Raw genomic sequence first — 3029 nt, 5'->3', positions numbered from 1 at the left:
TCAGAATTTACTCTCCGACTATATCGCTAAAGAACTGAAGAATACATAACGTTAGTTCAGGATAAGCATTTTCAGTAACTTTTGAATTTTCAGCAATTTGCTCCCTCTCCTGCGGGAGAGGGTTGGGGAGAGGGTTGGGGAGAGGGCGAAACGCTTGGGATGAAACAGATGTTTCCCGACCCAACGGTCTTGCCCTCTCTCTAGCTCTCTCCCGCAGGAGAGAGAACAGTTTGCTGAATTTTCAACGATTTCAGTACAATTGATACGTTTGCCTTATCCCCAACTCACATTAGCCATAGTAAACGCTCATTCGGGATAAATCAAACTACCAAACGCTGCAAAAATCTTCGTACATCAAAACCACCCCAACCCGACAAAAAAGCCGTCTGAAAAACAGCATTTACTGTTTTTTCAGACGGCTTTTTCACCCGTTACCACAGGCAGAAACGCTGCTTAACGGAAAAAGTCGCTCATACCCGCAGGCAGACCCTGGGTGAATGCGCCCATGGTCTTGCTGGTGGTTTCTTCGGCTTTTTCAGAAGCGGCGTTGACGGCGGCCAGAATCAAATCTTCCAGCATTTCTTTGTCATCGGCGGCTTCGGCAATCAGATCCTGGCTGATTTCCAGCTTGCGGACAACATGGCTGCAGGTCATGGTGACTTTAACCAAGCCGTTGCCGGCTTCCGCTTCCACTTCGGTTTCCGCTAATTTGGCTTGCGCCTTTTTCATATTTTCCTGCATTTGCTGGGCCTGCTTCATCAGCCCGCCCAATCCGGCTTTTCCAAACATGGAGACTCCTAAATTCTTATAAATAACATTTCGGCAAACCGCCGATTATAAAGGGAAATGCCCGCTCTGCCTATGCCGCAATGCCGGCAAGCGGCCGCCTTTTTCAGACGGCCTTTGGCGCCGAAACGGCAGATTAATACTGCACCGACCAGGCCACTTCGCCGCCGGCGCGCATCGGTACCAGCGTATCGCTGCCGTAGGCCACGCTTTCGGGGACGCTTTGCGGCTGCTTGATTAAGGTCAGCGTGCGTGTATTTTCCGGCAGACCGTAAAAGCGTGCGCCGTTTTTGGAGGCAAAGGCTTCCAGCTTGTCCAAAGCACCGGCCTGCTCGAAGACTTCGGCATACAGCTCGATGGCGGTGGCGGCACTGAACATGCCGGCGCAGCCGCAGGCGTTTTCTTTGGCCGAACGGGCGTGCGGCGCGGAGTCCGTACCCAAAAAGAATTTGTGCGCCTTGTCGCCGGTAACGGCGGCAACCAAAGCCTGGCGGTGGGTTTCGCGTTTCAACACAGGCAGGCAGAAGTGATGCGGGCGCACGCCGCCCACCAGCAAATCATTGCGGTTGAGCAGCAGATGCTGCGGGGTCACGGAGGCGGCGACGTTTTCGCCCGCTTCCTGCACCAGTCGTGCAGCTTCAGCGGTGGTAATATGCTCGAACACCACTTTCAAATCCGGCACTTTCGCCAATACCGGCTTCATGATGCGCTCGATAAACGCGGCTTCGCGGTCGAAAATATCGATGTCGGCATCAGTCACTTCGCCGTGCACCAGCAGCAAGACGCCCTGCGCGGCCATTTCTTCCAATACCGGAATCAATTTAAACAAATCGGTCACGCCGGAATCGGAATTGGTGGTCGCCCCGGCCGGATAGAGCTTGAACGCCACGATGCCCGCAGCTTTGGCTTCCCGCACCAGCTCCGGCGTGGTTTTATCGGTGAGATACAGCGTCATCAGCGGCTCGAAGGTGCTGCCCGCAGGCAAGGCCGCCAAAATACGCGCTTTATAGGCCAAAGCATCGGCCACGCTGACCACGGGCGGCTTCAGGTTCGGCATAATCACGGCACGCCCCATCTGGCGCGCGCTGTAAGGCACTACGGCTTGAAGCGCATCGCCGTCGCGCAGATGCAGGTGCATATCGTCGGGCTGGATAATGGTCAGGGTTTGCATGGTTTTCCTTCACAAGAATGGTTTTTCAGACGGCCTTATTTGTGTTTGACCACCAGCGTAAACACGCCGTCGGCTTCGGAAGATTCGAGCAGGATATGCCCCGTTTGGCGGCAGAACGCCTCAAAATCGCCGGGCGCGCCGCCGTCGGTTGCCAATACGGTCAATACCTCGCCCGCTTCCAGCTGCGCCAAGGCTTTTTTGGCGCGCAAAATCGGCATCGGGCATTTCAAACCGGTTACGTCTAAAGTATGCATGGTGTGGTTTCACATAATTTAAGATTGGGTTAATTATACCGCATCTGCTTGCACCTGCACCCGCCAAACCCTAAAATGCAGCATCTTTTCACATTTGGAGAGCCTTATGCGCCACCTGATTCTGCCGCTGCTGATTTTATCGGCCGCCTCAGCTTTCGCGCTGCCGCGCAGCGACAAAGACACGCTGACCAACACCCGCTATAAAGAAAGCACCGCAGAAAAAGCCGCCCGCGAATTCAAAGAGGCCGATGCCGATCTGCCGCCGCTGCCGGATACCGCATCGGGCGACTGGTTCGACCTATATGTCAGCGAAGATTACACGCGCAAGCCGAAAATCCTGCTCGACAGCCTGCAAATCATGCCCGCGCCCGATACCAGCATCCGCTATGTGTTGAACGTACAATCCGCGCAAGGCTACGACAACCTCACCGCCGAAGGCATCTTCTGCGCGCGCTCCTCATTCAATTACGGCGGCGACAAACGCTCGTCCTACAAAGTTTTCGGCTACGGCGACACCGTCAACCGCCGCTGGATTCAGCCGCGCAACGGCGAGTGGAAATCGCTGGGCCAGGCCATGAGCCGCAACGACGAGCTGCGTACCGTACTCTATCAGGCATTCTGCGTGGACGGCACGCCGCAATCCGTAGAGGGCTTGGTCGAGCGCCTGAAAGAACGCGGCGGCAAATTCGCCCCTTCTTTGAAAAACCGTTACAAATAATTGAGATACAAAAAAAGCCGTCTGAAAATCATGATTTTCAGACGGCTTTTTATATTTACAATCAATTCAAATAAGAATGCGGCACTAATTTACGCTCTAT

At 54.4% G+C, this 3029-nt stretch carries 4 protein-coding genes; 1 reads left to right on the top strand and 3 read right to left on the bottom strand.

Going from position 1 to position 3029, the window contains the following annotated elements; all coding sequences use genetic code 11:
- Nucleotides 1-453: 453 nt before the first annotated feature.
- From BDE01S_RS09540 to BDE01S_RS09530, 3 genes are all read right to left on the bottom strand, one after another.
- Nucleotides 454-789, bottom strand: coding sequence for a YbaB/EbfC family nucleoid-associated protein (locus BDE01S_RS09540; protein ID WP_066080818.1), 336 nt, complete (start codon nt 787-789; stop codon nt 454-456).
- Between the two features lie 133 nt (nt 790-922).
- On the bottom strand, nt 923-1957 hold the full coding sequence (gene pyrC, locus BDE01S_RS09535) for a dihydroorotase (RefSeq protein ID WP_066080816.1): 1035 nt from the start codon (nt 1955-1957) through the stop codon (nt 923-925).
- 35 nt (nt 1958-1992) lie between these two features.
- A complete protein-coding gene (locus BDE01S_RS09530; protein ID WP_066080812.1) occupies nt 1993-2211 on the bottom strand; it encodes a sulfurtransferase TusA family protein in 219 nt (72 codons plus the stop codon).
- Between the two features lie 106 nt (nt 2212-2317).
- Between BDE01S_RS09530 and BDE01S_RS09525 the strand changes: the two genes are divergently transcribed.
- A complete protein-coding gene (locus BDE01S_RS09525) occupies nt 2318-2929 on the top strand; it encodes a CNP1-like family protein (RefSeq protein WP_066080809.1) in 612 nt (203 codons plus the stop codon).
- Nucleotides 2930-3029 lie beyond the last annotated feature (100 nt).

Source organism: Bergeriella denitrificans NBRC 102155, from assembly GCF_001592185.1.
Classification (GTDB): Bacteria; Pseudomonadota; Gammaproteobacteria; order Burkholderiales; family Neisseriaceae; genus Neisseria; species Neisseria denitrificans.
This window is presented reverse-complemented; position numbering and strand designations above follow the sequence as displayed.